Source organism: Paraburkholderia phenazinium, from assembly GCF_900141745.1.
GTDB lineage: Bacteria > Pseudomonadota > Gammaproteobacteria > Burkholderiales > Burkholderiaceae > Paraburkholderia > Paraburkholderia phenazinium_B.
On the sequence record NZ_FSRM01000002.1, the window covers coordinates 1,983,978 to 2,007,291 of the forward strand.

The 23,314-nt window shown below is 60.0% G+C and carries 21 protein-coding genes; 7 read left to right on the forward strand and 14 right to left on the reverse strand.

The features are described from left to right. Positions 1-279 precede the first annotated feature (279 nt). The gene (locus tag BUS06_RS28780; protein WP_074267764.1) at positions 280-1,050 is read right to left on the reverse strand and encodes a YkgJ family cysteine cluster protein; all 771 of its coding nucleotides are present in this window, start codon (positions 1,048-1,050) and stop codon (positions 280-282) included. A gap of 288 nt (positions 1,051-1,338) precedes the next feature. On the opposite strand from BUS06_RS28780, the gene BUS06_RS28785 reads away from it, so the two are divergent. Both BUS06_RS28785 and BUS06_RS28790 read left to right on the forward strand, forming a co-directional pair. After that, entirely contained in the window at positions 1,339-1,728 is a 390-nt protein-coding gene (locus BUS06_RS28785; RefSeq protein WP_074269342.1) for a thioredoxin family protein, read from the forward strand. Then, entirely contained in the window at positions 1,728-2,456 is a 729-nt protein-coding gene (locus BUS06_RS28790) for a cytochrome c biogenesis CcdA family protein (protein WP_074267765.1), read from the forward strand. The genes BUS06_RS28785 and BUS06_RS28790 overlap by 1 nt, the downstream gene beginning before the upstream one ends. A gap of 165 nt (positions 2,457-2,621) precedes the next feature. Here the strand turns inward: BUS06_RS28790 and BUS06_RS28795 are convergent, their stop codons facing one another. The 3 genes from BUS06_RS28795 to BUS06_RS28805 form a co-directional block, all read right to left on the reverse strand. After that, complete coding sequence (locus tag BUS06_RS28795; RefSeq protein WP_074267766.1) at positions 2,622-3,398, reverse strand: molybdopterin-dependent oxidoreductase; 777 nt, start codon at positions 3,396-3,398, stop codon at positions 2,622-2,624. A 15-nt stretch (positions 3,399-3,413) separates the two neighbouring features. Then, positions 3,414-4,040: a cytochrome b/b6 domain-containing protein gene (locus BUS06_RS28800; RefSeq protein WP_074267767.1), complete on the reverse strand. Its 627-nt coding sequence runs from the start codon at positions 4,038-4,040 to the stop codon at positions 3,414-3,416. A gap of 201 nt (positions 4,041-4,241) precedes the next feature. Continuing rightward, complete coding sequence (locus BUS06_RS28805; RefSeq protein WP_074269343.1) at positions 4,242-4,493, reverse strand: pentapeptide MXKDX repeat protein; 252 nt, start codon at positions 4,491-4,493, stop codon at positions 4,242-4,244. Between the two features lie 903 nt (positions 4,494-5,396). Between BUS06_RS28805 and BUS06_RS28810 the strand changes: the two genes are divergently transcribed. From BUS06_RS28810 to BUS06_RS28820, 3 genes are read left to right on the forward strand one after another with little or no spacing between them, the layout of a single operon-like run. Then, positions 5,397-5,960: a (2Fe-2S)-binding protein gene (locus BUS06_RS28810; RefSeq protein WP_074267768.1), complete on the forward strand. Its 564-nt coding sequence runs from the start codon at positions 5,397-5,399 to the stop codon at positions 5,958-5,960. Positions 5,961-5,970: 10 nt separating this feature from the next. Next, positions 5,971-6,975, forward strand: coding sequence for an FAD binding domain-containing protein (locus tag BUS06_RS28815; protein WP_074267769.1), 1,005 nt, complete (start codon positions 5,971-5,973; stop codon positions 6,973-6,975). Between the two features lie 30 nt (positions 6,976-7,005). Then, positions 7,006-9,240, forward strand: a complete 2,235-nt coding sequence (locus BUS06_RS28820) for a xanthine dehydrogenase family protein molybdopterin-binding subunit (protein ID WP_074267770.1) — start codon at positions 7,006-7,008, stop codon at positions 9,238-9,240. A 748-nt stretch (positions 9,241-9,988) separates the two neighbouring features. Here BUS06_RS28820 and BUS06_RS28825 read toward each other — a convergent pair. The 3 genes from BUS06_RS28825 to BUS06_RS28835 form a co-directional block, all read right to left on the reverse strand. Then, the gene (locus tag BUS06_RS28825) at positions 9,989-11,785 is read right to left on the reverse strand and encodes a thiamine pyrophosphate-requiring protein (RefSeq protein ID WP_074267771.1); all 1,797 of its coding nucleotides are present in this window, start codon (positions 11,783-11,785) and stop codon (positions 9,989-9,991) included. A 79-nt stretch (positions 11,786-11,864) separates the two neighbouring features. Then, positions 11,865-12,731, reverse strand: a complete 867-nt coding sequence (locus BUS06_RS28830) for a glucose 1-dehydrogenase (RefSeq protein ID WP_074269344.1) — start codon at positions 12,729-12,731, stop codon at positions 11,865-11,867. Positions 12,732-13,238: 507 nt separating this feature from the next. Continuing rightward, positions 13,239-13,607, reverse strand: coding sequence for a winged helix-turn-helix transcriptional regulator (locus tag BUS06_RS28835; RefSeq protein WP_074267772.1), 369 nt, complete (start codon positions 13,605-13,607; stop codon positions 13,239-13,241). A gap of 109 nt (positions 13,608-13,716) precedes the next feature. Between BUS06_RS28835 and BUS06_RS28840 the strand changes: the two genes are divergently transcribed. Next, on the forward strand, positions 13,717-14,451 hold the full coding sequence (locus BUS06_RS28840) for an SDR family NAD(P)-dependent oxidoreductase (protein WP_074269345.1): 735 nt from the start codon (positions 13,717-13,719) through the stop codon (positions 14,449-14,451). Between the two features lie 137 nt (positions 14,452-14,588). On the opposite strand, the gene chrA is transcribed toward BUS06_RS28840, so the two are convergent. From chrA to BUS06_RS28855, 3 genes are read right to left on the reverse strand one after another with little or no spacing between them, the layout of a single operon-like run. Continuing rightward, positions 14,589-15,824, reverse strand: coding sequence for a chromate efflux transporter (gene chrA, locus BUS06_RS28845; RefSeq protein WP_074267773.1), 1,236 nt, complete (start codon positions 15,822-15,824; stop codon positions 14,589-14,591). 27 nt (positions 15,825-15,851) lie between these two features. Continuing rightward, positions 15,852-17,270 carry an ATP-binding protein gene (locus BUS06_RS28850; RefSeq protein ID WP_074267774.1) on the reverse strand — a complete coding sequence of 473 codons (1,419 nt, stop codon included), beginning with the start codon at positions 17,268-17,270 and terminating at the stop codon, positions 15,852-15,854. Next, the gene (locus BUS06_RS28855; RefSeq protein ID WP_074267775.1) at positions 17,267-17,926 is read right to left on the reverse strand and encodes a response regulator transcription factor; all 660 of its coding nucleotides are present in this window, start codon (positions 17,924-17,926) and stop codon (positions 17,267-17,269) included. Before BUS06_RS28855 ends, BUS06_RS28850 begins: the two co-directional genes overlap by 4 nt. A 642-nt stretch (positions 17,927-18,568) precedes the next feature. Here BUS06_RS28855 and BUS06_RS28860 point away from each other — a divergent pair. Beyond that, on the forward strand, positions 18,569-19,108 hold the full coding sequence (locus BUS06_RS28860; RefSeq protein WP_074267776.1) for a cytochrome b: 540 nt from the start codon (positions 18,569-18,571) through the stop codon (positions 19,106-19,108). Between the two features lie 343 nt (positions 19,109-19,451). Here the strand turns inward: BUS06_RS28860 and BUS06_RS28865 are convergent, their stop codons facing one another. The 4 genes from BUS06_RS28865 to BUS06_RS28880 form a co-directional block, all read right to left on the reverse strand. After that, entirely contained in the window at positions 19,452-20,285 is an 834-nt protein-coding gene (locus BUS06_RS28865) for an NHL repeat-containing protein (protein ID WP_074267777.1), read from the reverse strand. Between the two features lie 170 nt (positions 20,286-20,455). Then, entirely contained in the window at positions 20,456-21,559 is a 1,104-nt protein-coding gene (locus tag BUS06_RS28870; RefSeq protein WP_074267778.1) for an alkene reductase, read from the reverse strand. 219 nt (positions 21,560-21,778) lie between these two features. Next, positions 21,779-22,501, reverse strand: a complete 723-nt coding sequence (locus BUS06_RS28875; RefSeq protein WP_074267779.1) for an SDR family oxidoreductase — start codon at positions 22,499-22,501, stop codon at positions 21,779-21,781. 79 nt (positions 22,502-22,580) lie between these two features. Continuing rightward, on the reverse strand, positions 22,581-23,255 hold the full coding sequence (locus tag BUS06_RS28880; RefSeq protein WP_074267780.1) for a peroxiredoxin-like family protein: 675 nt from the start codon (positions 23,253-23,255) through the stop codon (positions 22,581-22,583). Positions 23,256-23,314: the final 59 nt, after the last annotated feature.

A 23,314-nucleotide genomic window follows, 5' to 3' on the forward strand; every position in this document is an offset into this window, starting at 1 on the left:
AGGCAGTCTATACGTGAATTCGGTGGGCGGCTGCAGCGGATTACGTCGATGGGAAAATATTCTCTTCGGTCATGCTTCAGGCGTTAATAGTTTCGGGGCCTCCCCGTCCGGGCACCTGGAGTCTGACGGTACAAAGACTTCCGAACAATGCGATCCATGTGATGTTGCAGCAAGAAGCAAGTCGCCAACGTTTCCGGCTCAGCGTCTGGGCGCACACCGCCGGATTTGGTTCATCGTCGTGGCCGTCAAAGACCGTGGCCCGAGCCCGGAACTGACATGCTAGTTCGCTTCAAGGAGCGGAATGTAACCCTCAGTCGGTAATAGAGCAGTGTGCATTTCCGAATGAGCGCCCACCGAATTGAGGGTGTCGACTGTCGAGCGTCGATTTGACAGGATGCGCCATGGCACCGCTGGTGTAGGTGAGGCGGGATCCAGCGCTCTGTATAACTCGCCGAGCATTGCACGAGGAGGGAGCGTGTACGACACAAATCCCTCATTGGCCAAAGATGCGGTATGAAAACCAGCGTTGCCACACAGACGCTCTTTCACAGGAACATCGTGGATGGCGACGTCACGCGAGTTCCGGATCAGGTCCGCCGTGACGGAATCCACGATTTGACCGCCTTTGATAAATGAGGGCTTGTCGGCGGCCCAGGCCTCCGGCGGGCAAGCCTTGTGTGTTGGCATCAGTTCAATGAAAGGATTGATTTCAGCCGGATAAATTCTGCACACGTTTGGCCTTGCTTCGTATCCGCCGCATCGCATATCCGGTTGCAGGTGCGGGCAGGCGCCATCGAAGGCGGCCACGACTGTCACCAGCACGCGGATTGCAAGTTCACCGCTTTCGGCGGCAAAAGAGCGGATTCGCCTGTGTTTCACCTGGCCGTCATCCGTCGATGGCTCAACGGGCCAAGGCATCGCTTCGCAAAACACCTGGACGTCTCCCCCTCGTTCTAGCCAGCGTATGGCTTCGTGAACGCTGAGGGGCAGACGAAGGTTATGACAACAATCGCCGCACATCGTGCATGCGAAATTTATATCCATGGCCATATCGATCTCGGGGTTCAGAAAGCGAAATACAGGTACATACAAAGGGAAACGAAAGACAGCCCAACCGCGGTTGCAATCGATCCTTTGCTAGTTCGATCTGAAACCCGTTTCGGTTACATCCGAACGTGAAAATAGCCTCCGCTTCACCAGACGCTTCTGGGCCGGTCGAGAGCTACGAACAGGGGCACCAGATTTTGAGCCGCGCTGTAACCGATTTGGCCAAATATCCGAACTAGGATGGGGTACCGACTTTTTTCTCTCTCTCCCAACCACCAAAGGGGCCTAATCATGAACCGGTTGCCATTCGTTAAACATATCGTGGGCGCAGCGCTCCTGGCCGTATCAGCCACTGCATTCGCGGGCGAGGTGGCCTTTACTCAGGCAAGCTTCGATCAGACAGTCTCAGCGGGCCTGCCTGCCGTCGTGTACCTGCATGCAAGTTGGTGTCCCACGTGCCGGGTTCAACAGCCGATCGTCGACCGTCTTTCTGTCGACCCCAAGCTGAAGGCGGTGACGGTTTTCATAGCTGACTTCGATTCGGAAACTAAACTGAAAAGAGTACTGAAGGTGACTCAGCAGTCGACCTTCGTCGTCTTCAAGAACGGCCACGAAGTGGCGCGTTCGACAGGGCAAACCCAGGAGGCTGCAATCCGGGCCGTGTTTGAAAAGGCGCTGTGATGCAATTCGCCGTCGCAACGTACGGATTGGGTTTCGTCGCGGGGGCGGCATCGGTACTGTCCCCCTGTGTGCTCCCGCTACTGCCAATACTCGCGACGTCAGCGTTGGCTAAACATCGCTTCGGCATCGTCGCGTTGGCAGGGGGGCTGGCTATTTCGTTTGCGGGTGTTGGCATATTTCTCGCCACTCTAGGAGCGTCAGCTGGGCTGGACCCTGAGGTTCTTCGACGCGGCGCAGCGGGCGTGATGGTGTTTTTCGGCCTCGTCATGTTATCGGGCACCCTTCAAAGGGCTTTCTCCCGGCTGAGCGCCGTCATCGGTGTGAAGGGCCAGCAGGCGCTCGACGATGTGAAAGGAAACGGACTGCTCGGGCAGATGATGGTGGGATTGCTGCTCGGAGTCGTTTGGACCCCCTGTGTCGGGCCAACTTTGGGTGCGGCGACTTCGCTGGCGGCACAAGGTCAGGACCTCGGACACATCGCCATCCTGATGGCGCTGTTTGGCTTGGGTGCGGCATTGCCGCTGGTTTTGCTCGGAACGATCTCGAGAGTTTCGCTCATGAAGATGCGGGGCACACTCGCCACGTGGGGTAGTACGGTCCGCTGGACGCTCGGTACGCTCTTCGTGGTGATGGGGATGATCGTCATCACTGGCTTCGACCGTCAACTGGAAACCCTTCTCCTGTCCGCCAGTCCGGCGTGGCTAACCGCGCTGACAACATCGATATGATCGGGGTTGGCAGCATCGGGGGCAGGCGGACGCAGACTCAACTGGCGCTTAGGGGTGTCATGGCATCTGACGCTGGCAGTCGGGTTGCCATTGCAGGTGAAACACCGCCGCGTGCTGCTAAGACAGGTCGGCGCGGACGGCCGTCTTCGTTCGGGCTTGCGAGGCTCACGATCCACCAAACCAGTTATAGCCTTGATCGACCCAATAGCCGCCCGGAAACGTGTTGGTTACGAAGATCTCCATGATGTGCTTGGGATTCTTGTAGCCGAGTTTCGTGGGCATTCTGAGTTTCATCGGATAACCGTATTTTGCAGGCAATTGCTGACCGTCATACGTAAAGGTCAACAGCGTCTGCGGATGAAGCGCCGTTGGCATATCGATGCTTTCGTAGTAATCGTCAGCGCATTTGAAGCCGATGTATTTCGCCGATGTGTCCGCACCGACGCGCTTGAGAAATTCCGAGAACGGTGTGCCGCCCCATCGGCCGATGGCGCTCCACCCTTCGACGCAGATATGCCGCGTAATCTGTTCGGCCTTCGGAAGTGCGTAAAGATCGGCAAGAGTCCAGTCCCGCCTGTCCTGCACGAGACCGCTCACTTTCAGGCGGAAATCGCTGCCATCGACCTGCGGCACATCGTCGATGCCATAGAACGCATTGAACGGGAACGGGCGTGTGATCTGTGCTTCGGTGTAGGTCGGCGCGAGACGGCTCGGATCAAACAGCCAGCCCTGCACGCTATCGTTCATTCTCGACACGCGCGATAAAAACGTCTCAACCGACTTGTCGTCCGACAGGCTGCATCCGGTCAGCATCGCAAGGCCGCCGAGCGTGATAATGCGCTTGCCGAACAGTCGCCGTGACGGCATATCGAGGTTACGACGCACGTCGATACTGAGCGACTCGTGATCGACGCTCCAGGAGGAAGGTTTGAATAGCTTCATAATGGAATACCTCGGCTAGTGGCCACGAATCATCGTAAGCAGCGAACGCGGCACAAGAGCGACCATTGTCAGATGGACGACGATAAAACCGGCCAGCAGTGACATCGCGCAGAAGTGAACGACGCGCGCGCGGTCATATCCGCCCATCAATTCGCGCAGCAACGGAAACTGCACCGATTTCCAGATCGCGAGACCGGATACGATCAAGACGGCGATGTCGAGCATCACGAACAGGTACGCGAACTTCTGCACCGCGTTGTAATGGCTCGGGTCCGCGTGCGACAAACGACCTTTCAGCGCTTCGCCGAGGTCGTGCAAGATCGCGCGAGGCGAAAGCGGGAAAAACTTCGACATGAACCGTCCGGTGACGAGGTTCATGGCCAGATAGAAGAGGGCATTGAAGAACAGCAGCCACATCGCCGCGAAGTGCCATTGCAGCGCACCTCCAAGCCAGCCGCCGAGCGTGATGCCGGGCGGAATCATAAAGTTCTGAAACACCGGCGACGCGTCGTAGATTCGCCAGCCCGACAGCATCATTAGCACCGCAGCCAGCGCGTTGAGCCAGTGCGTGATCCGTACCCACGCGGGTTGAATCGTGCGCGCCGCGTCGTGCGATGCACGGGGCTTAAGGATTGCATTCATGTCGAATCTCCGGGATTGGCGTCGACGCGGGAGAAAACTTCGTTTGCTTCATGATGGTGCACGCTGGGAGTTCCCTGAAATCAACGCCGCGGCGACAGACAGAAATGATGTTACCCGCATGACTGACTCCCGCTGGATAAGCGAAGCGGCATGACGATCCGGCGGTGCGTTCCCGGCATGCCGGGAACGCACCTTGAGCACTTATTTGCTCATCGCGTCGTCTTTCTTCATCGCGTCGGGTTTCATCGTGCTGCCGTCCTTGCTCATCGAATCTTTGGCCATTGCGTCCTTGCCCATTGAGTCTTTGGACATCGAACCTTTGGCCATCGAGTCTTTGCTCATCGCGTCTTTCGAGATCGAATCATTGGACATGGCGCCGCTCGCCTGTGCGAACGCCGAACCACCGCTGACGAGCAACGCTGCGGCGAATGCTGCGATTGCAATACTTTTCATGACGACTCCTTGGATATTGTTGACCGGGCCGGTGCGGCCAATGCGGCGTATGCGGCCCATGTGTGTATCGGGTGAACCTGCTGTCCAGCAACTACCGATGCGTTATCCTCGCGCATCTGTAAGGTAGTTCGTCACGTGGCCCGATACGGTTACAGCAGGCAAAAAATTTTTTCTTACGCGGATCAAAATGGGACGCGCGGCGCGTCCGTGTTAAGGCAGAGCGGGAGTCAAACCTGGCGGCGCTTTGCGGGCAACCGTTGGAATCGGCTGCCTTCCGCCAGTTCGGGCTTTCCGTGCATTCCAATATCTTCGGTAGACGTCATCCAGGTCGCTGATTTCAAAGCGCTTTGTGGGTAACGACGTGCTTGCTCTTCCGCCTGACGTCCGGATCATGTTTCCCGTCCCGCAACGCCGATAGGCCATTAGCCTCTTATTCGACACGCGCGGGCCAATAACGCGCGAGAACGTGGCCCGTGTGTGAGTGGACCTATTGTGTCGGCTTGACCGGCAACACCTCGACAACGTCGTGTGCGACAGCCCAAGGCGTGTTCGCTACCATCTCCACCGCCTCCGCCAAGGTCGCAGTTTCAACTATTCGGGAGTGCCCGTGACACCAATCAGAACGCCTGTCCCGTTTGCGACAACGGGCAGAATGAAAGCGCCGCGACGCGGCGCCGGCACGTCAGGAGCAATCAGAAGCGAATTTGCACGTTTTTCGGGCGGGAACAGGCGTAAGTTTCTGCGCCTTGCGCGCACCCCTTGGCGGATTCCAGCCGTGCACGCCAATATTAGCGCTCACGGGAATGAGGTTTGCTTGGCAACTGGCTTGCAGAAACCTCAAAGTTCTTACCTCGAGGCAGCCGTCGAGCAGGGCGATTTGTCCCAACCGTCAGGAGTTCCGTCATGACCGAGCAGTCCGCTCCCATCCGTATTGTCGACCCGACCGTTGGGCCGAAGGCCGAGGTCCCGCAGGCGCAAAGCCATACGAGTGCCACCCAGCCGGTGACCATGCCCGTTGAATTGAAGATAAACGGCAAGCAGTACCAGCTCGCGCTCGACCCGCGCACCACGCTGCTCGATGCGCTGCGCGAGCACGTGCTACTTACCGGCACGAAGAAAGGCTGCGACCACGGCCAGTGCGGTGCATGCACCGTGCACGTCAATGGGCGACGCGTGAACGCGTGCCTGTGTTTCGCGGCAAATCACGAAGGCGACGAGATTACGACGATCGAAGGCATCGGCAATTCGCAGTCGCTACATGCCATGCAGGCCGCGTTCGTCGAATGCGACGGCTATCAGTGCGGATATTGCACTTCGGGCCAGATCATGTCGGCGGTCGCGTTGCTCGATGAGCCCGTTGGCCCGAGCAATGCCGACGTACGCGAGGCCATGAGTGGCAATCTGTGCCGCTGCGGCGCCTACCAGAACATCGTCGCCGCGATCCAGATCGTGCGCGGCAAGGCCTGAGGAGCGTGCCATGGAACTCTTTCAACTGTCCCGCGCCTCCAATGTCGAAGATGCCATCCGCGTTGGCGCGACCTCCCATACCGCACAACAGGGTGCCGAAGTGCGCTTCCTCGCGGGCGGCACGACGCTGCTCGACCTGATGAAGCTCAATGTCGAAAAGCCTGGCCGCGTGGTCGACATCAGCCGCCTCCCGCTGGGCGCCATCGAAGCGACGGCCGCTGGAGGCGTGGAGATTGGCGCAACCGTGCGCAATGCCGATCTCGCCAATCATCCGCTGATCCGTGGAGCCTATCCGGTGCTCTCCCAAGCGCTGCTTTCGGGTGCCTCCGCGCAGTTGCGCAACATGGCGACGACCGGCGGCAATCTCCTGCAGCGCACGCGCTGCGTCTATTTCCGCGATACGGCCATGCCGTGCAACAAGCGTAACCCCGGTTCGGGTTGCGCCGCGAAGACGGGCTTTAACCGTACACAGGCCATCCTCGGCGTGAGCGATGCTTGCATTGCGTCGAATCCATCGGATATGAACGTAGCGCTGATGGCTCTCGAGGCGTCCGTGCACATCCACGGTGCGCGCGGCGAACGCAGCGTGCCCATTGACGAGTTTTTTCTGCTGCCGGGCGATACCCCCGAACGCGAGACGGTGCTCGAACCCGGTGACCTGATCACCCACGTAACGCTGCCGCCGCCAGCGCCGGGCGGCCGTTCCTTGTACCTCAAGCTGCGCGACAGGGCGTCTTACGAGTTCGCGCTCGCCTCCGCCGCGGTAATTGTCACCGTCGTAGACGGGAAGGTAAGCCATGCGCGTGTGGCGCTGGGCGGCGTGGGCACGAAGCCATGGCGCTCACGAGAGGCGGAAGCCGCGCTCACAGGGGCCGCTCCGGGCGCGGAGGCGTTCCAGCGCGCCGCAGCCGATGCCCTCGCTGATGCGCAGCCGCAATCGGAGAACGGCTTCAAGGTCGAGCTTGCGCAACGCTGCCTCGTGCACGCGCTGACGCTCGTCACGACGCCGGCCTGATCCCGCACGTCCCCCAAACAGGAAGCAACCATGTCCGACGTTCTCCATTCCGTACACGAAGTCATCGGCCGCGCGCATTCGCGCATCGACGGTCCCGTGAAGGTAAGCGGCGAAGCCACCTATACCTCCGACATCCATTTCCCCGACATGCTGCATGCCGTGCCGGTCTGCAGCGCGATAGCCGCGGGCAAAATCGTCTCGCTCGATTTCGCCGCCGCCGAAGCGATGCCTGGGGTGCATGCGGTGCTGCATCGCGGCAACATCGGCCAGTTCTATCGCATTTCCGGCAACTCCATGGATACGGGCTTTGTCGACGAAGCGCGGCCGCCGTTTGAGGACGACGTGATCCGCTACTACGGCCAGTACGTGGCGCTCGTTATCGCCGAGACCTTCGAGGCGGCCAGCGCAGCCGCGGCGGCCGTCCATGTGAGTTATGAAACGGCGCCGCACGACGTGAGCACGGCGCTCTCCACCGACGAGGAACTGACGGTGGAAAGCGAGCGCGGGGACGCGGACGCGGCCTTTGCCAGCGCGCTGGTTACCCTCGACGAAACCTACGTGACGCCCGTCGAGACGCACAACCCGATCGAGCTGCACGCAACCGTCGCGCGCCTGGACGGAGACGCGTACACCTTCTATGAGACGTCGCAGGCGGTCTCGAATCATCAAGGGACGCTCATGCAAATGCTAGGCCTTCCGAAGGAAAAAGTGCGCGTAGTGTCGCGCTATCTCGGCTCCGGCTTTGGCGGCAAACTCTGGATGTGGCCACATTCGCTGCTGGCCGCGGCTGCGGCACGCCATACGGGCCGCCCCGTGAAGCTCGTTGTCAGCCGCAAGATGATGTTTCAGAACGTCGGTCACCGGCCGCTCACGCAGCAGCGCGTGCGGCTATCGGCGTCCCAGGATGGGAAGCTCAGCTCGCTCGCGCATGAGTACCTGAATCACACAGCAATCGCCGATGTCTACGCCGAAACCTGCGGTGAACTCACTCCCGGCCTCTATAGCGTACCGAACCTGCGCGTTGCGTCGACGACAGTGAAGCGCAATGTGGGCTCGCCCACCGCCATGCGCGGGCCCGGCGCAGTGCCAGGATTGTTCGCCATTGAATCAGCCATGGACGAACTGGCGGTCAAGCTCGGCATCGATCCAGTTGAGCTGCGCATCCGCAACGAGCCGGAGGTGGATGAATCAAGCGGCTTGCCCTTTTCGTCCCGGCACCTAGTCGAATGCCTTCGGACCGGCGCCGAGAAGTTCGGCTGGGCTCAACGCACGCCCGGCGTCGGCTCGATGAAACGCGACGACGGAGTCGTAATTGGCTGGGGCGTGGGCGCGTGCAGCTGGCCCGCCCTGCGCTTTTCGGCGGAGGCGACTGTGGATTTGCGCGACGATGGCACGGCTCGCGTGGTCTCGGGTACACAAGACATTGGCACGGGCACGTATACCATTCTCGCGCAGCTGGTCGCTGCCCAGACGGGCCTGCCGCTCGACCGGATCGAAGTCGGTCTCGGCGATACGGCATTGCCGCTTGGCCCGATCTCGGGAGGCTCGGCCGCAACGGCGTCACTCGTGCCGGCGGTGTCGGATGCAGCGCGCGCCGCGGTAAAGGTTTTGCTGACGCGCGCCGGAACGCTAAGCGACTCTCCCTTTGCCGGTATGAACCCCGACGAACTGCGCATGAGCGATGGCCGGGTACACCGCAAGCACGAGCCGGCGGAGAAAGGCGTGCCGTACCAGCAGATCCTGTGCGCGGCGAAGATGCGCTCGGCCTCCGGTAGCGGCAGCGCGAAAGGCGGTTTCGACGACCCGCTCAAGAAGAAATATTCGCTCCACTCGTATGGTGCGCACTTTGCCGAAGTGACGTGGCGGCCGGAGATCGCGCAACTGCGCGTGTCGCGTGTGGTGACCGTGATCGATGCCGGCCGCATCCTTAACTTGAAGGCGGGGCGCAACCAGATCGAGGGTGCCGTGGTGATGGGCGTAGGCATGGCGCTCTTCGAGCACACGAGCTACGACTCGCAGTCAGGCGCGCCGATCAACAGTAATCTGGCCGACTACATCATCGCGACGAACGCCGACACGCCTGAACTCGACGTCACTTTCCTCCACCACCCCGACACGATCTTCAATGAGCTTGGCGCCCGGGGTATCGCGGAAATCGGGCTCGCCGGGATCGCACCAGCAATCACAAGCGCGGTGTACCACGCAACGGGCGTGCGGGTGCGCAAGCTGCCGGTGATGATCGAGGATCTGCTTGCGGCGAGATGAGAGTGTCGCATCCCGAACGGGCGCCGCGCTGGGACCTCTTGCAGATCAAGGTCGAGGTCGTGCTTCAGCTTCGGCCCCGATTGGTTGTCGCTTAAAGCATTTTTTTAAACGGCTGCGAGTGGGCCGGGCGGGAATTCTGCTGTGGTCTCGGAATTTGTGTACGAGGCCGACCCCGATGCCGCGCGTGTCAGTGCCGGGAGTGATCGCCAGGCCCGAATATGCCGTGCCGGCCAGCGTGTAGGCCGCCCGATTCCTGTTCTGGATAAAGCCGGCGGCGGTGGACACGTAGGACAAGACTACGCCGGATGCGAAAGTAATCAACCTTTTCATGCGGCATCTCCATTTTTATCCGCATCGAAATGTCGATACTTTTATAAATATCTATTTGTTCGGTATAACTAAATGTTGCGTAGTGAGCCGTTCGAGCGTCCCGATACGCCCGGATACGTCATGGTTTTACAGAGGGATGGTCGCTTTCGATGCGAGCCTTCGGATTGTTGAGGACGGCAACGGGCGGGGCAAGCTAACGGTCTTTAACATCACTTTTGTCCAAAGCGGCGCAAGCTCTCCAAAGGAGAGCATTCCACCAGAGCTGTACGCGGGCTCGGTGAACCTGAATACCTACGACGCCCTCAATTACGCAAACCTTGCCCAGAACTACGATGATGCCGCAGCGGCCACGAGGAATGGATTGAATGGAGAGTATCTGACTTTTGCGCAAGATATCTGCTGGCTAACGCGGTTGCCGTCATTTGTCGCGATGACCGGGAATCACCGCATCCAGTACCTGCTTCGCTGTCTCGACGATCACGTTGCCCTCGTTCGGATCGCGCCGGATCAATGTGGACGCAAAAGCCTTGGCCTGCGCCGGCGTGATGTGCGGCGGTAGCGGCGGGATGTTCGGATCGGCTTTCACTTCGAGCACGACTGGACGGTCGGCGGCGAGCGCCTCGTCCCAGGCGGCGCCCATGCGCTCGGCGTCGTCCACGTAAATACCTCGCAGCCCGATCAGTTCAGCAAAGCGGTGGTAGGGTACCGACGGGATATCCTGTGATGCCTCGAACTTCGGGTCGCCCTCCATTGCGCGTTGTTCCCATGTCACCTGATTCAGGTCGCTATTGTTCAGTACCATGCAGATCCAGCGTGGATTGGCCCACTGTTTCCAGTACTTTGCGACGGTAATCAGTTCTGCCATGTTATTCATCTGCATCGCGCCGTCGCCGACCAGTGCAATCACGGGACGCTCCGGATAGGCGAATTTGGCCGCGATTGCATAGGGCACGGCGGCACCCATCGACGCGAGTCCGCCAGACAGGGAGCACATCATGCCGCGCTGCACTTTGAGGTCACGCGCATACCAGTTCGCGCACGAACCAGAGTCGCTCGTGACGATGGCATTGGAAGGCACGCGCGGGGACAGCTCCCAGACGCTGCGCTGTGGATTGATGCCGTCTTTGCCGGGTTCATGAGCGCGTTTGTCGAGCGTATTCCACCAGTCAGCAGTCCAGCCTTCGATTTTCTTGCGCCACGCGCGGTCCTCTTTCTGTTCGAGCAAGGGCAGCAACGCGCGCAGCGTCTCCGCGCTGTCGCCGACGAGATTGACTTCCATCGGATAGCGCAGGCTCAGCATGTCGGCCTTCGTATCGATCTGCACACCGCGTGCAGCCCCTTCTTTCGGTAAAAACTCCGCATACGGAAAGCCTGAGCCGATCATCAGCAGCGTGTCACACCCGGTCATCAGGTCGTAGCTTGGCCTGGTGCCGAGCAGGCCGATCGACCCGGTGACCCACGGGAGATCGTCAGGCAAGACCGCTTTACCGAGCAGGGCCTTGGCGACACCCGCGCCGAGTTTTTCTGCAACAGCAATCACTTCGTCCGTCGCGTGCAGTGCGCCGGCACCGACCAGGATGGCCACTTTTTTGCCGGCATTGAGCACGTCCGCTGCCTGTTGCAGGTCATCCGGGTAGGGCGTGACCCGCGGGGCGCGGTAACCGATACCCGAATGCAGTGTGCCGTGTTTGCGGCCCGGCGCTTCGTAGGGCAGGTCCTGCAGGTCGTTTGGAAGCACGATCGCCGTGACTTTACGCTCGGAGAGTGCGGTTCGCACCGCGCGGTCGACGAGATGGCGTACCTGCGAAGGCACGCTCGCCTGTTCGACGAAGGCGCCGGCGACGTCCTTGAACATCGAGACCAGATCGAGCTCCTGCTGATAGTGGCCGCCCATTGCTGCCCGAGCTTGTTGGCCGGCGATGGCCAGCACAGGCATGTGATCCATGCGGGCGTCGTACAGACCCGTGACCAGGTGCGACGCACCCGGTCCCGAGGTGGCGATGCACACACCCAGCTCGCCGGTGAACTTCGCATGGGCCGATGCCATGAAAGCCGCCATTTCCTCATGGCGCACCTGCACAAATTCGATCTTTCCCTTTGCCTGGTTCAGTCCACCAAACACGCCGTTGATGCCGTCTCCCGGGTAGCCGTAGATGCGCCGTACGCCCCAGGCATGGAGTCGATCGACGATGAAGTCACCAACGGTCTGGCTCATTGCGATCTCCCGATGAAGAGATGAGGACGGTTCGGCAACAGGAACATTCCTGGACGGCGCGCCCCCGATTTCTGAAATCCTAGAGAATGGGTGCACCGCCGGTGACGGCGATGGTCGCGCCGGAGATGTAGCTCGCTTCGTCAGAAGCCAGCATGACATATGCGGGTGCCAGTTCGGCGGGCTGGCCCGGGCGCTTCATCGGTACCTGCGCGCCAAATTTTTCGACCTTATCCGGTGGCATCGTTGCCGGAATCAGCGGTGTCCAGATCGGTCCCGGCGCGACGCAGTTCGCACGGATGCCTCTTCCGGCAAGCAGTTGTGCAAGTCCCCCCGTGAAGTTCTGGATCGCACCTTTGGTTGTCGCGTAGACGAGCAAGGCCGGATTCGGATGATCGGCGTTAATCGACGCCGTGTTGACGATCGACGCGCCCGGTTTCATATGCCGTACCGCAGCCCGTGTGATCCTGAACATGGCGCCGATATTGGTATCGACGGTACGATGCCACTCTTCGTCGGTGATCTCGTCAAGCGAGGCATGCGTCATCTGGTATGCGGCATTGTTGACCAGTACGTCGAGCTTGCCGAAGGCATCGACCGCCTGCTGCACGATGGCGTTGCAATGGTGAGCGTCCGTCACATCGCCACGTGACAATACGGCCCGCCGGCCAGCTTTTTCGATCCAGTGCGCGGTTTCGTGGGCATCGTCGTCTTCGTCGAGATAGGCGATCAGCACATCGGCACCCTCGCGCGCGAAGGCAATCGCGACGGCCCGGCCAATGCCGCTGTCGCCGCCGGTCACGATCGCCGCCTTGCCGGCGAGCCGTCCTGAGCCTTTGTACGATTCCTCACCGTGATCCGGCACGGGATCCATTGAAGCGGTATGTCCTGGCACGTCGCTTTGCTGCTGTGCCGGAAAGGGAGGGGCGGGACGATTGGCGTGGGACATGACATTCTCCGTCGAATTCAACATCGCGAGCCACGTGAAGTCACGTGCTGCGTCCTCAATCGGTCGCAGCAAGAGGCGATCCCGCTAGTGCATGCAACCAGAACGATTCGATGCGGTACGTCGAGGAGAGAATTTTGCGGCAACCGCGGCGGTGTCCCGTGTTGTACTAAAGATGACCGTCACACCGCATAGATAGTGAAGCGATCAACCAGTGGCGACCGCTATGTCGCGTATGAAAATTCTGCGACCGGATTGAAAAGAGTGCATTACGCCCGATATTCCGGTCCCCGTGACCGGTCAGAATCCGCAATCGGCCAAGGCGACGGCGAGCCAGGTTGCAGCACTCCTTGATAACTGAATCTCTCTCTAGGCGAGCTGAATGTGTCCTCTTTGAATGGCATCACAACTCACGGCTTCGACCTCTATCTGGAGTCCGTTCGCGGCGCCGACGCGCAGGCGCCCTCCCAGGAACGCGAAGGGTCGCATGCGGTTCTCCAGAATATTCTGCTAAAGCGAACGGTCGCGCTCGGCAAGAGTGTTCACCATCTCTGCCATGTTCTCGGTTCCCCAAGTGCATAGCGGGACGATCTTATCGGCCAGACTACGACCGAGCGGAGTTAACGCGTAGTCCACGCGTGGCGGCACCTCCTTATAGTCGGTCCGCGCCAGCACACGATCGGCCTCCAGTTCCTTCAATTGCTGGATCAGCACTTTGGCGCTGACACCGTGGACATTGCGTTTGAGTTCGCCGTAGCGCTTCGGGCCGTCGAGCAGGAAGTAAAGGATCAACGGCTTCCACTTGCCCGCGATGATGCTGAGGGTGGCGGCGAGCCCGTAGGAGTACCGGCCACCGCATTTTTCAGAGCAGTCATTCATTTGACAGTTACCAAAAGGTGCATACTTGTCCTGAGGTTATCAGAACTGCATACTGGTCTCAAGTAAGCAGTTCGCTGCTTCCCAACCACGCCAAGGAAGGATGCACATGATGACCAGACTGAATGGAAAGACCGCTGTGATCACCGGTGGGGCTACCGGCATCGGCCGGGCCGCAGCAAAACGCTTCATCGAGGAAGGTGCCTTCGTTTTCATCTTCGGCCGCCGGCAGGAGGCGCTCGACGCCACTGTCGCCGAACTTGGGCCCAATGTCCGCGCGGTGAAAGGCTCGGTCTCCGATGAGGCCGACCTCGACCGACTCTACGCGGCGGTGCAAGCCGAGCGCGGAACACTCGACATCGTCTTTGCCAATGCCGGGGCGGGAAGCATGCTTCCGCTTGGCAAGATCACCGCCGAGCACATCGACGAAACCTTCGACACCAATGTGAAGGGTACGATCTTCACAATCCAGAGGGCGCTGCCGCTGATGAGCGAGGGCGGTTCGATCATCCTGACCGGATCGAGCGCGGGCACCACGGGTGCGCCGGGAATGAGCGCATACAGCGCGAGCAAGGCAGCCGTGCGCAACCTCGCGCGGACCTGGGCGCAAGATCTCAAGGGCACTGGCATCCGGGTAAATGTGCTGTCGCCAGGCGCGACGGCCACGGAACTCGCGAAGGAGGCGCTGGGCGAGGAAGGTCAGAAGGCCTATGCCTCGATGACGCCACTCGAGCGCATGGCCGATCCGGCGGAGATCGGAGCGGTGGCGGCCTTTCTTGCGTCGCAGGACAGCAGTTTCATGACCGCTAGCGAGGTCGCCGTCGACGGTGGTCTGGCGCAACTCTGACACCAGGCATATACGGATAGCAACTCAATGCGCCGTGAGCTATCCATCGCAGTCAAGGCGACATGCATCGATGTAGTCCACTGTGAGCGTCGAGTTCCTCCCTGGATGCTCTCTGGGCTTCTGCGGGCATCGTCGATTCAGTGCAGGGTCGCCTCGGCAATGCCGGCCAGCGCGCAGACCACAACGACGGCGAGCGGTGGAATCTTCCAGCGCGTCAGCAGGAAAAAGCCGATGGCCGCGACGGCAAAGTCGAGTTCCGAGCGAATCGCACTGGTCCAGATCGGCGAGTACAGCGCGGTGGCCAGGAGTCCAACGACTGCAGCATTCACTCCTGCAAGCACTGCCGCCATCGATTGGCGAGCGCGCAGCGCTCGCCAATAAGGTAGCGCTGCAAGCACAAGTAGAAGGCCTGGCAGAAATATTCCCGCTGTAGCGAGCAACGCGCCGGTCCAGTGATTCGGCGCTTTGACCATCATCCATCCAAGAAATGCCGCGAATGTAAACAAGGGGCCCGGGACGGCCTGCGCGGCGCCGTAGCCTGCCAGAAAATCGTTCGAAGTGACCCAGCCGGTTGCGACAGTTTGCTGTTGCAGAAGCGGCAGCACGACGTGACCGCCGCCAAACACCAGGGCACCGGAACGATAGAATGCCTCGAAGACCTTGAATGCCTGACCCGCGCGAAGTCCGTCAAGGACAGGAAGCCCGAACAGCAAGATACAGAACAGGATCAGCGCGGCGGCGCCCACCGTGCGGGAAACAGGGAATTCGTGTGTGTGTCGTGGTACATGGCCGCCGTCTGACGATGCCGTCGTGTGGCACAACGCAGATCCGAGCACAGCACCGAGGCCGATAACGATGAGTTGCGCATAAGCGGTCGTCAGAATGCTGAGTACCGCTATAGCGATGAGCGCGATGGCCGCTCTGCGGTGATCGGGACAAAGGCGACGCGCCATGTCCCAAACTGCCTGAGCGACGACGGCGACAGCGACAAGCTTCAGACCGTGTATCAAGCCGCTACCGACCGGGCCACCCAGGTTCGGGGCGATGGCAGCGAAGCAGAGTAACAGCAGGACCGAGGGTAGCGTGAAGCCACACCAGGCAGCGAGTCCTCCGAGCCACCCTGCTCGCAGAAGGCCGATCGAAAATCCCACCTGGCTACTGGACGGTCCTGGAAGGAACTGACAAAGTCCGACCAGATCTGTGAACGTTTCGTCATCAAGCCAGCGAAGCCGCTCGACGAATTCGCGGCGAAAATAGCCCAGATGAGCAATCGGACCGCCGAAGCACGTCAGTCCAAGTTTGAGGAAGACCGCGAGAACTTCCAGGACGGCACCTCTTCGACTCGAGTGCGGTGATGCGATATCAGTTTTCATACGTGGGTGTGAAGTGCCACCGCGCCGTCATCGTGGCTCGTTGAGATTGCGATTGGCATCGGCGCCGGGAAATGAAACATGGACTGCGAGTCCCTGGCCGCCGATGCCAGTATCAAAGTCCAACCTTGCTCCAAAGTACTCCGCGATGCGGGCGACGATTGACAGGCCGAGTCCGCTGCCGTTCGCACCATTGCCAGTCACGCGAAAGAAGCGATCGGTCAGACGCGTGATGTCCTCCGTATCCACGCCGGGGCCGTTATCTCCGACTGTCAGCACGACCGCATCGGCGTCGCGCCTGATAGAGACCTCGACTCGGCCGCCCTCATCGCAATACTTGATCGCATTGTCAATCAGGTTGTCGAGCACAATGTCCATCAAAACCGGCTCCGCCATGACCATGTAGTTAGTGTCGCCGACCAGAGCGACGGTCATGCCTTTTCGTCGAGCGTCTGGCTCGTTGGTGGCAATGGCATCCTTGACGAGCGCAGCAAGTGCAACAGGTTGCGCAGGTACCTTGCGATGTTCGTCGAGCCGGGCCAGCAGAAGCAACTGTTCGGCAAGATGGGCGCTGCGATCCACGCCCTGTACGACCCGCTGCATGGCAAGTTGTTGCTGGGCGGCGTCCTGAGCCGCGAGCGCAACTTGTGCCTGAACCTTGATCGCGGCCAGCGGTGTCTTCAGCTCGTGCGCAGCGTCAGCGGTGAATGCTCGCTCGCGGTTGATTGAAAGTCCTAGTCGTGACAACAGTTGATTGATTGCATCGACAAGTGGACGGACTTCGACCGGCGTCGGCCCGATCCTGATCGGCTCGAGTTTGCTGGCATCTCTTGTCCGGATCGCCTTCGAGAGCGCCTCAAGAGGCGCCAGACTGTGACCAATACTGATCCAGACCAGCAATGCGAGAACTGGCAACGCCAGAGCGATCGGCTTCGCAATACGAAGTGCTACCCCGGTGGTCAGGTCACTGCGCTGATTGGTTGACTCTAGCACTCGTACCGTACGACCTGACACACCATCGTGAAGCACATAGGTATGCCACGGCTGGCCGCCAAGTGTTACCCTTCGCGCGCTTGCTGTGGCGTCGGCTGGTACCTCGAACGCATCCAGGGACTCGAGCTGCGCGCTGCTGGCCAGGACGCGTCCCTGTGCATCGCGCACCTGGAAGAGCGCTTCGCGCGGCGACTTGTCGCCATCGTTGCCGTTTGTGTGGCCGGGACCGCGGCCGTATTCGGTACGCGCGTCGATACGCGTCCTGGACAGGACCGAGAGGTCGTTCTGATCGAGCAGAACGATGAACTGCGCGAGTTGAACAAGGCGCGCGTCGTCCCATTCTCCAACCTCGCGCGTCGCCTCACGGTAACTCCAGCCGAGGGCGATAGCCCACACCAGGATAATGCTCGCGAGCACTAGCAGCGCGAGTCGACCGCGTATCGATCCTGGCATCATGCCTGCTCCATCACGTACCCGATACCCCGGACGGTTTTGATCAAATCCGCCCCAAGCTTTTTACGCAAGTTGGATATATGTACTTCAATCGTGTTGCTTTCGACTTCTTCGTGCCATCCGTACAAGCTTTCTTCAAGACGAGATTTGGATTGCGGCACACCCTGGTGCGTCAGCAACTGATGCAGCACGGCCCATTCGCGAGCAGTCAGCGGAATGCGGACATCGTCGCGCAATACGGTCTTGGCGGCCGGATCGACAGTCAGAGCGCGATATCGGAGGACTTCGACGCCGCGCCCCTGCGAGCGCCTTAAAAGCGCACGACAGCGTGCAATGAGTTCCGTCAGGTCAAAAGGCTTGCCTAGGTAGTCGTCCGCACCCGCCTCGAGGCCGCCCACCTTGTCGGCAACCGTCCCTTTTGCGGTGAGCACAAGCACTGGCACATTCTTCCCACAGCCCCGCAACCATCCCAGGAGTTCGAGGCCCGACATTCGGGGCAGTCCGAGATCGAGCACGACCAGCGCATAGTCGGTGGTTTCGAGAGCCAGTTGCGCGTTGCGACCGTCCTGCGTCCAGTCGACCGCAAAATTTGCGTGACGAAGTCCTGCTTCGACACCACTACCAATCAGATCGTCATCTTCGACAAGAAGTATTCGCATACAGGTGCGCCCAGAGAAGCATCCGGCAAAACTGTCATCGACGCGGCAACGCGCCTGGCCATATTTGCCAGTGTAACCACGTTGGGGCAATGAAAGCGCATGATGCCGACCTGCTTAAGATTTCCTTCAGGTTCGGCCATTAGTATCAGCTAACCGCGCATGGATGCACAGTTGTCACCTGGAACCAGCCGAGGTCCATCGGTTGATCGATCGCTACAAGGAAAATGAAAGTGCCTTCGATATCTACGTTCGTCCGCATCGGCGAGTTGCGCCATGACACCATCCACGATCGACATGCTACGAGCCTGTCTCCTGACAGCGTTAACTGCTGCCACCGCGATAGAAGCCGCGGCACTTCTGGCTATCGGCCCGTTCCGTGTTTCCGAAGACGTGCTTACATCGATGATCTTTCGCGCAGCAACGGAGGTGGCGATTGCGTGCATGCCGCTGGTCACAAGACGACTTGCGTGCCCGCGATTGCTTCGGTTCTGTCCGGATGCCTGTGGTTCTTCATCTCCGGTTCAATCGCAAGGCTTTCGAGTGGGCCAGGTGTTAGCGGTAGCATCTTCGAAACCGATGTTCGCGGGTTCCGTTGAATCCACGGGCGAGCAATGAACGCAATCAAAACCAGGCGACCACTCCATGGCGGATTTTCGACGATCGGCTGAAGCACGTTATGACGGCGTAGCGCGTCTCCTTCACTGGTCAATCGTAGTGTTGATCACGATTCAGTTCGTGATTGGCTGGACGATGCCTGATGTTCATCACGATACAAAGCCGGTTGGACTGATCGCGTGGCATCTCGGCGTCGGTGCGACGCTGGTTGCCGCTATGGCGCTAAGAATCATCTGGCGACTCACGCATCGGCCTCCGCCCGACGCATTGTCGCCAATATTGAGTGCCGCTTCCCGGATCACCCATCTGCTTCTCTACGCCGCGCTGGTTATCGTGCCGGTGTTGGGATGGATCAACGCATCTTCACGTGGCTGGACCGTAAATTTTTTAGGCGTCGTGCCATTCCCCGGCTTGACCCCGGCAGGTTCCGCATTCGGACACGCGATGGGGGACGTCCATGGAGTCCTGGCGTGGGTGCTGTTTGCACTGATCGCGGTACATGTTGCTGCGGCGTTGTTTCACCGCTTTGTGCTTCGCGATCAGGTCATGCATCGGATGTTGCCGTAATGTTAGCAATTCCGGCGCAATCGGAAAAATGCCCTGGCCAATTGGGCTCAGCGCTTGCCCCGATGCAGCCGATACATCGTACAGGCCCGAATACATAACTCCGAATCCGGCCGCCGCGATCGCGACTCGTGAATTTCGGTCAACCATCCCCTGTGGGTCGTTCTGAGTCGACCACCGCCGGGCTCATTGCGGCCACAAACCGTCCAAGCCAGCGAGGGAGAGAACGATGGGGATAGCGGGCGGCGTCCAGTCCGGCAGGAGTTACTGAACCTCGCCGCTCGCCAGTTCGTGATCGAAAAGCCACATCGGTGAATATGAATAGCGTCCGTGTCGAATCGGTGTGTCAAGCAAAGAAAGCGATCGCCTGGCCGTTCAACTTTGGCTTATCGACAATCGGGCCCAGGCAGCGCCCGTCGGCGAAGTCGAACGCAATGACGGTGTTCTGAGCGACGCAAAACAAATATCCCTCGGAGTCGAAGCGCAGACCCCGAGGACGATGAAAGTTCGTCTTCCGATCCACCCGGAACACGCGGACAAGGCTACCGGTTGAACTGTCGTACTCGCGGACGGTACATACCGCGTCCGGTTTTCCGAAGGGAAACTCGCTGGACACAAGCACGTTCCCGTTCGGCCCGATCGTGAGATCCAGTGGACTCACTGCGTCGTCCGTAATGAAGCGAGAAGCATGCAGTTCACCGTCCTGATCAAACACGACGATGTTGTTTTCACCCTCACCGTCCGGACCGATGCCGGACGCGAGGAAAAGCTTGCCATCCGTGCCGAAGGCGAATCCGCGAGGGTACGGAACCACACCGGCGGGCAGTACGGATTGCGCGGCGCCGTCGAGATAGGGGGGAAACGCGGCAATTGTCCGCGCGCTACGCAGTCCAACGTAATAGCGGCCATCGGGTCCCAGGTGGCCACCTCCGGCATTCAGTCCTGGAACGGCACCTGTGTCGCGTACCACCGTCCCTTTGGTGTCGAGTGTAAGGATGCGGTCGTTTCCGCTATTGACATAAAGATGCTGCCGATCCGGACTGACGCTCATGCCGCGAGGATCGACGATGCGAGGGTCGTCGCTGAACGAACCAATGAAAGTACCGTCGAGTCGGAATGACAGGAGCACCCCGTATCCATCGCCGTTCGAACCAGAAGCGCTGGTAACCAGAATGCTCATATCGAGTCCTGCGAGATAGGTTGGAAACTCTCGCCCTGCCGTGCCTTAGTGGCCAACGCAACGACCGGCGCTACGTTAGCGCAGGTCGCTGCGTCGTTCAGGGCGTGCTTATGTGAAGGGAGTCAAGCACCGGAATCCGCTCTTCCGGGTCTGGATGGTGGGGTGCAGAATTACGCCGCCTGCGTTTCAGCATGGAATGGGTAGTCGGTGTAACCGCGTGCGTTTCCGCCATAAAAAGTACTCCGGTCGTACCGGTTGAGCGGCAGATTCAACCGCAGGCGCTCGGGCAGATCGGGATTGGCGATGAATTGGCGGCCAAACGCGACGATGTCCGCGTGGCCCGCTTCGATGATCGCGTCCGCAGTCTCTTTCGTGAAGCCGCCTGCAGCGATTAGCGTGCCGGTGAACTTCGGGCGCAGATGGCGCGCCGCGACCGGATCGTGAACTTCGCCGATCGTTTCCGTGCCCTTGATACGTGGCTCGACCACGTGGAGATAGCCGATGCCGCGCTTGTCCAACTGCTCCGTCACGTAACCGAAGGTGGTTTCTGGGTCGCTGTCATGCATCGAGCCATAGGTGCCACTTGGTGCAATGCGCACGCCAACCCGATCCGCTCCCCACACCGAAATCAGTGCGTCCGTCACTTCGAGCAGAAAACGGGCGCGATTTTCAATCGGTCCACCGTACTCGTCGGTGCGTGTATTCGAACCGTCCTGGAGAAACTGGTCCGGCAGGTAGCCGTTTGCGCCGTGCAGTTCCACACCGTCGAAGCCCGCGCGCAGTGCCCGCTCGGCACCCCTGCGGAAGTCCTCGACAATGGCGGGGATTTCGTTCAATTCAAGCGCGCGGGGCATCGCGAATTCGACTTCGCCGTTCACCGAATACGCATGGCCTTCGGCTTTCAGCGCGGACGGAGCAACGGGCGGCGCGCCACCTGGCTGAAGATCGGGGTGAGACTGACGGCCTACGTGCCACAACTGGAGGAAGATGCGCGCGCCTTTGGCGTGCACGGCATCCGTGATGCGGCGCCACCCTGCAATCTGATCGTCGGAGTAGATTCCCGGGGCCATTGCGTAGCCGTAGCCTTGAACCGAAACGGGGGTTGCCTCCGTGACGATGAGACCACCTTCGGTTGCGCGCTGCGTGTAGTACTCAACCATCAGATCGCCCGGCACATCGCCGGGCTCCGAACGCATGCGTGTCAATGGCGCCATCGCGACGCGATGGGAAAGCGTGTAAGGACCTACTTTGACGGCTGAAAACAACTTGCTCATGAAGTTACTCCTTGCGGATCAGTTAGCACCGGCTTGCGGCACGAGTGCGGTAACACGTTCGATGGCTGTTGCAACTGCGGCAGCGAGCCACAACGGCGATTTGCTGTCGGTCAGACCTCTCCTGGTAGCGGTTCGCCAGACAGCGGTTTTGCCCAGTGGGTGCATGGTCAGTGCAAAGGTGCGCGCTTTCGTCGCCTGGACCGAGGAGATATTCGGCCCTCAGATTGAGGCCTTGCCGATCGAGGCGCCGCCGTCGACAAACAACGTTTGACCCGTAATGAAAGCAGCATCGTCGGACAGCAAAAAAGTGATGGCTGCGGCAATCTCGTCTGGCTTGCCGAAGCGTTTCATTGGGACGGCAGCAAGATACCGCTGCTCTCCTTCGCTTCCTGGCGCGTTGTTGGCTCTAAACAGTTCGGTTTCCGTGGGGCCGGGTGCGACGGAATTGACCGTGATGCCGGTGGTCGCCAGCTCAAGCGCCCAGGAGCGCGCAAAACTCACCAGGGCGGACTTGGCGGCCGCATAAGCCGTACGTTCCACGATGCCAAGGACAGTGAGGCTCGTTATGTTGACGATTCGGCCCCAGCCTTGGGCGCTCATATGGGGCAGCAGAGCTTGCGCCGCCTGTATAGCTGGATGCAGATTGAGCGACATGACGGAGTCAAGCGTGTGCAGATCGATGGCGCCCAGCCTCTGCGGTTTGACGAGGCCAACGTTATTGACCAGGCCGTCGAACTTGTATTTCGCCACAAGACTATCGAGCACAGCCTGCGTTTTCACGCGGTCGGAGAGGTCGACAGACACGAGTGTTCCTGGGAAGCCAGGGTCGTCTGCCTGACGCGCCAGTCCCACTACCCGGTGCCCGTCTGCGTTCAGCCGCGCCGCGACGGCTCTGCCGATGCCTTTGCTGGCACCGGTTACAAGAAAAGTGCGTGATTTCATCTTGCCTCGATGTTGATGTAACGGTTTGCCTGTTCAATCGTTCCCGGCGGCTTACGGCCGGGAACGAAGCAAGACCGATTCAGGATACCGAATCAAGCTTCTTGCGGAGAACCGGCAACATATCCTGAGGCTCCGGACGGCGCGTATAGTCCGGGTTGACCTCCGAGTACACGATCGTTCCGTCTTGCCCGACCACGTAGCGCGCCGGCATTGGCAACGTCCAACTATCGTCGCCGTTGAACGCCGGTAGATCGTTCTTGAGGTTCTTGTACAGATCCACGAGATAGTCGGGCAAAGCAAAGCGGATGCCGAATGCGGCTGCCACATCGTTGTGCGTGTCGCTCAGGATCGGGAAGCTCAGCTTGTTGGTACGGACGGACTTGCGGCTGTTCACGGCATTCTGCGGCGAGATCGCGATCAGGCTGGCACCTTCGGCCTTGAACGATGGTAGCGCTTCTTCAAGGGCCGTCAGTTCAAGATTGCAATACGGGCACCATACGCCACGGTAGAAACTGATCACGATCGGTCCCTGCTTCAGCAGTTCGACAGACGACACGGGTTTGCCATCCGGATCATTGAGGGTAAATTCCGGCGCGACGTCGCCTGCTTTCAGAGCGCGTGCAGCCTGACCGGACGCCGCGAGTTCGGCTGTCGCACGTTCCATGATCGGATGGATTTCCGGCGGTGCAAAGTACGGGGCCTTTCCGCCTTTGAAATCGGTCTTGAATGCGTCGAGCCTGGCTTGAAGTGACATGTCAATTCCTTTCCTGATGAGGTTTAACGCACATTGCGTGGTAGGAATAGTCAGTCAAT